This window comes from Nonomuraea corallina (assembly GCF_027620315.1).
GTDB classification, from domain to species: domain Bacteria; phylum Actinomycetota; class Actinomycetes; order Streptosporangiales; family Streptosporangiaceae; genus Nonomuraea; species Nonomuraea corallina.
In genome coordinates this window covers 1-4,611 of the sequence record NZ_JAPNNL010000293.1, presented here as the reverse complement: position 1 = coordinate 4,611, position 4,611 = coordinate 1, and the positions used below count along the sequence as shown (strand labels likewise).

The following is a 4,611-nucleotide window of genomic DNA, read 5'->3' as shown; positions in this document are numbered from 1 at the left end:
GTGCACCTTGCCGAGAACATCCATCCTCAGCGCCGGTGGCGAACATCTCGCTCTTCGCCAGCCTACCAGATCATCCGATATGCGGTCAAATCCGTAATCGGTTCTTCTGATCAGGTTTGGCGGCCCTCGGAACTTACCGTGTCATCCTGCGCCTGTCGAATCAACCGATTATTCGGCGATCTGACTCCGGACGCCCGAGACGGCCCGATCCTGAGCGCGTCGCAGCGCTCCGGCCGAGTGGCTTGTTCTCAAGGGGCTTGTCCTGGGGCCCGTCCGCCTGATCGGCGTCCGGCTCACTCCCGGGACGACTTATGAGGTTAGGTCGCGATCCGGCGGACGTCAAATCGCCTGCCTGGCCGGCCGCCGCGCACCGCCAGGACGCGCGGCGGCCGAGGCCCGGAGGGCTGTCCGATATGGGGCCCGGGCCTGGTCAGGAGCCGACGTGAGCCCGGACCTGGTCAGGCGAGGTGAACAGCTCGGCCGGCATCCCCGCGGCGCGCGCCCCCGCCACGTTGGCCTCGTTGTCGTCGAAGAAGAGCGCGTCCTGCGGCGCCACCCCGAGCCGTTCCGCGCAGATCTGATAGGCACGCGGATCCGGCTTGGCGACCCCGATCCGGCACGAGTAGGTCAGCGCGTCGAACCGCCCGAGCCACTCGCCGTGGTGACGCTCCCAGACCGGCACCAGGTCCTCGATGATGTTGGACAGCAGCCCCAGCTTGACCCCGCGATCGGCCAGCTCGTGCACCAGAGCCACCATCTCCGGGTCCACCAGCGACCAGCTCTCCAGGTCGGCCGCCACCAGGGCCGGCACGTCGGCGAAATCCACGCCGAGCCGCGCGGCCACCGCCGCCCAGTACTCACGGGTCTCCTGCCCGGCGTCGTAGGCGGGCCGGCAGGCCCAGTAGGCGTCCCAGAACGCCTCCCCCGACACTCCGGCCAGGTCCACGAGCTGCTGCTTCGCCTCGTCTGTCTGGGTACGAGCGATCACACCGTACAAATCGAAAATGATCACCTTCGGCATGTCTCAGAGCCTATGCGGCGTATTCTGCCCCGGTGACCAGAGCCGCCACGTCAGCCCCTCCTCCCGCCCGGACCCGCGCTCGCGGACCCTACGCCGAAGGGGCGATGGCCGCGCTGGCCGCCGGGGTGGCGTTCAGCGGGTCGGGGGCGGCGACGCTGAACGGCGACGAACTGGCCACGATCAGCGCCGCCACCCGTTCGGTGGCCGGGCTGTGGGAGCTGGCTCAGCACATCGACGGCCACTTCCTGCCCTACTACCTGTTCATGCACGTGTGGGCGCTGGCGGGCACGTCCGAGCTGTGGTTACGGCTGCCGTCGGCGCTGGCGATCGGTGCGGCGGCCGGCCTGCTCGTGGCGCTCGGCAGGCGATTACACAGCACGCGGGCGGGGGTGACGGCTGCGGCGCTGCTGGCGGCGCTGCCGTCGGTGTCGTACTACGGGGCGTTCGCCCGGCCCTACGCTTTCGCGGCCGCGGCGGCGGTGCTGTCGTTCTGGGCGCTGCACCGGGCGCAGGAGCGGCCGGACTCCCGGCGCTGGGCGGCCTACGGCGCGACGGTGGCGCTGGTGTGCTGCACGCACCTGTTCGCGGTGCTGGTGCTCCCGGCCCACCTGCTGCTGGTCAGGCGCGAGACGATGGCGCGGATGCTCGCCGCGCTCGCGGCGGGCTGCGTGCCCGCGCTGGTGCTGGGGCTCATCGGGTACGGGGAGCGGCACGCGATCAGCTGGATCCCGCAGCGCGGCCCCGACGTGCTGCTGCTGTTCCCGAAGATGGCGGCGGGGGCGACCGAGGCCGGGATCCTGCTGATCGCGGCGGCACTCGCCGGCGCGGCTCTCCTGGCGACGTCTCGAGAGAACCGCGCGGCAGCCCCACCGGCGTACGCGCAGGCCGGCCCGCCGCGCTGGGCGGGTGCGCTGCTCGGCTGGCTGGTGCTGCCGCCGTTGCTGCTGCTCGCGGTGTCCCACCTGGTCATGCCGGTGTACGTGGATCGCTATCTGTTCGTGACGGCTCCGGCGCTGGCGCTGCTGGCGGCGCTGGCCGCCGCGCGGGCCGGGCGCGGGCGGGTGCCGGTGGCGGTCTGCTGCGCGCTGGTCGCCGCGTCGGTGGCGGCAGGCGCGTACCGGCACGTGGAGCTGCGGGAGGAGAACGGCCGGTACGAGAGCTTCCCGTGGGCCGTCGCCCGGATCCAGGCCCGGCCGGGCGACGCGATCGTGTACGGGCAGAGCCAGATCCGGGCCGGTTTCGACTATTACGGCCCGGCCTACTACGGGCTCGACGGGTACGGGACCGTGCCGTGGCCGGACGACGTCCTCCGGCTCGGCCGCGAACCGGCGCCCACGGGCTTCGGCTACCGCGAGCGGGTCGCCGTGGCCGGCGCGCTGCGCGGACGCGAGCGGGTGTGGATGGTGTGGCGCGGAGCCAAGTCCGCGGGCGACCGCCTGGACCGGGTGAAGGCGGTCGAGGATGCCGGGTACGAGCTGGAGAACTCGTGGCATTCGCCCGACCTGCCGGGCCTGACGGTCGCCCTCTACACGAGGAAGGGCGGCTGAGGTCAGCCGACCTCGACGCCGCCGACCGACTTCTTCCCCCGCCGCAGCACGAGGAAGCGGCCGTGGAGCAGGTCGTCGGCGGTCGGCGCGTACGCCTCGTCGGTGATCTTGGTGTTGTTGAGGTAGGCGCCGCCCTCCTTGACCGCGCGGCGGGCCGCCGACCTGGACTCGACCAGCCCGCTGTCGGCCATGAGGTCGACCAGCGGCGCGCCGAGCGCCGGCACGGTCGTCTTCGGCACCTCGGCCAGCGCCGCGGCCAGGGTGGAGGCCGGCAGGTCCTGCAGCGATCCCTGGCCGAACAGCGCCTTCGACGCGGCGACCGCGGCCGCCAGCTCGTCGGGGCCGTGCACGAGCGTGGTGAGGTCCTCGGCGAGCGTCCGCTGCGCCTCGCGGGCGAACGGCCGGTCGGCGAGGGCCTTCTCCAGCTCCCCGATCTCCTCCTTGGAGCGGAAGGTGAACACCTTGAGGAAGCGGATCACGTCGCGGTCGTCGGCGTTGAGCCAGTACTGGTAGAACGCGTACGGCGTGGTCAGCGCCGGGTCGAGCCAGATGGCGCCGCCGGCGGTCTTGCCGAACTTGGTGCCGTCGGCCTTGGTGATCAGTTTGCCGGTGAGCGCGTGCACGTGGGCGCCCTCGACCCGCCTGATCAGGTCGACGCCCGCGGTGATGTTGCCCCACTGGTCGCTGCCGCCGAGCTGGAGGGTGCAGCCGTGCCGCCGGTAGAGCTCCAGGTAGTCGTTGGCCTGCAGGATCTGGTAGCTGAACTCGGTGTAGCTGAGCCCCTCGCCGCCCAGCCTGGCCGAGACCGACTCGCGGGCGAGCATCCGGTTGACCGGGAAGTGCTTGCCGACGTCACGCAGGAAGTCGATCGCCGACAGCTCGGCGGTCCAGTCGAGGTTGCTGACGAGCGTGGCCGCGTTCGGGCCCGGATCGAACGACAGGAACTTCTCCACCTGGACCCGGATCCGCGCCACCCACTCGGCCACCACGTCGCTGGTGTTGAGCGCGCGTTCGGTGCTGCGGCCGCTCGGGTCGCCGATGAGCCCGGTGGCGCCGCCGACCAGGCCGATCGGCCGGTGGCCGGCCCGCTGGAAGCGGGTCAGGATCAGCAGCGTGGCCAGGTTGCCGACGTGCAGCGACGGTGCGGTCGGGTCGAAGCCTCCATAGACCGTGATCGGACCCTTCGACAACGCCTCGCGCAGGGCGGTGGTGTCGGTGGTCTGCGCGGTCACGTCGCGCCATTCGAGCTCATCGAGGATGTCGGTCACGATGCTGGCTTTCCTGGTAGAGGGTGATGGGTACAGCGTGCCTGATCGCGTCCTGACGCCGCCACTTGGATAGCCTCGGCATCATGTGGAAGGTCCGTCGCGAGCTGGCTGTTTTCAAGATCTTAGGGGCTCTGGCCTGCGCCGGGCTCGGAGTGTACTGGTTCTTCGGCGGTGACCTGCGCGGAGTGATCCTCGCGGTGCCGGCGGCGGTGCTGGTGGGCGCGATGGGGCTGCGCGACGTGCTGGCCCCGGTGCGGCTGTCGATGGACGAGGACGGCATCACCGTGGTGCACGGCTTCGCGGGCAAGCGCCACGTGCCGTGGGAGGCCATCTGGGACGTCAAGGTCGACGTGCGCAGGCGGTGGGGGCTGCGCAGCGAGATGCTGGAGATCGACACCGGCGATCACCTGCACATCTTCAGCGCTCACGACCTCGGCGCCTCTCCCACGGAAGTGGCCGCGGAGCTGCGCCGCCGCGGCACGTGAGCCCGGTACGGGGAGACGGTCGGGTCGCCGTCGATCCAGAACCGCCACGGGGTGTCCTTGGCCGTCGAGATCCCGGTGCGCGGGCCCGACCTGATCGCGGCCGGCTCGGGCGGGCGGCCCTCCAGCATCACCGCCGATCCGGCGGGCATCCCCGGAGGCTCCTGCACCTGCGGCGCGGCGCCGGTGAGACGGGTGACGGCGGGGATCGCCCCGGGCGGACCCTCCCAGATGGCGTCGGCGCCGTTGTGCTCGCGCAGCAGCCCGAGCGCCACGGCGAGCCTGGCCGGCCC

Annotated in this window: 5 protein-coding genes; 2 read left to right on the top strand and 3 right to left on the bottom strand. The window is 71.8% G+C overall.

Annotated features, from left to right (window positions below; translation table 11 throughout):
* Positions 1-430 precede the first annotated feature (430 nt).
* Positions 431-1,021 (bottom strand): HAD family hydrolase, encoded by a 591-nt coding sequence (locus OUY22_RS35780; protein ID WP_270159756.1) that lies wholly within the window; start codon positions 1,019-1,021, stop codon positions 431-433.
* Between the two features lie 104 nt (positions 1,022-1,125).
* Between OUY22_RS35780 and OUY22_RS35775 the strand changes: the two genes are divergently transcribed.
* Positions 1,126-2,568, top strand: a complete 1,443-nt coding sequence (locus OUY22_RS35775; RefSeq protein ID WP_270159755.1) for a glycosyltransferase family 39 protein — start codon at positions 1,126-1,128, stop codon at positions 2,566-2,568.
* 2 nt (positions 2,569-2,570) lie between these two features.
* Here the strand turns inward: OUY22_RS35775 and tyrS are convergent, their stop codons facing one another.
* On the bottom strand, positions 2,571-3,836 hold the full coding sequence (gene tyrS / locus OUY22_RS35770; protein WP_270159754.1) for a tyrosine--tRNA ligase: 1,266 nt from the start codon (positions 3,834-3,836) through the stop codon (positions 2,571-2,573).
* Positions 3,837-3,919: 83 nt separating this feature from the next.
* Here tyrS and OUY22_RS35765 point away from each other — a divergent pair, with 83 nt between their 5' ends.
* On the top strand, positions 3,920-4,321 hold the full coding sequence (locus tag OUY22_RS35765; protein WP_270159753.1) for a PH domain-containing protein: 402 nt from the start codon (positions 3,920-3,922) through the stop codon (positions 4,319-4,321).
* Here OUY22_RS35765 and OUY22_RS35760 read toward each other — a convergent pair.
* Positions 4,261-4,611, bottom strand: a 351-nt coding sequence (locus OUY22_RS35760; protein WP_270159752.1) for a DNA-3-methyladenine glycosylase, incomplete at its 5' end; no start/stop codon positions are given. The two genes, OUY22_RS35765 and OUY22_RS35760, sit on opposite strands and share 61 nt — an antisense overlap.

Coding starts and splice junctions, on each gene's coding strand:
- OUY22_RS35780 (WP_270159756.1), bottom strand. CDS start 1,021: ATGCCGAAGGTGATCATTTTCGATTTGTACGGTGTGATCGCTCGTACC.
- OUY22_RS35775 (WP_270159755.1), top strand. CDS start 1,126: ATGGCCGCGCTGGCCGCCGGGGTGGCGTTCAGCGGGTCGGGGGCGGCG.
- OUY22_RS35765 (WP_270159753.1), top strand. CDS start 3,920: ATGTGGAAGGTCCGTCGCGAGCTGGCTGTTTTCAAGATCTTAGGGGCT.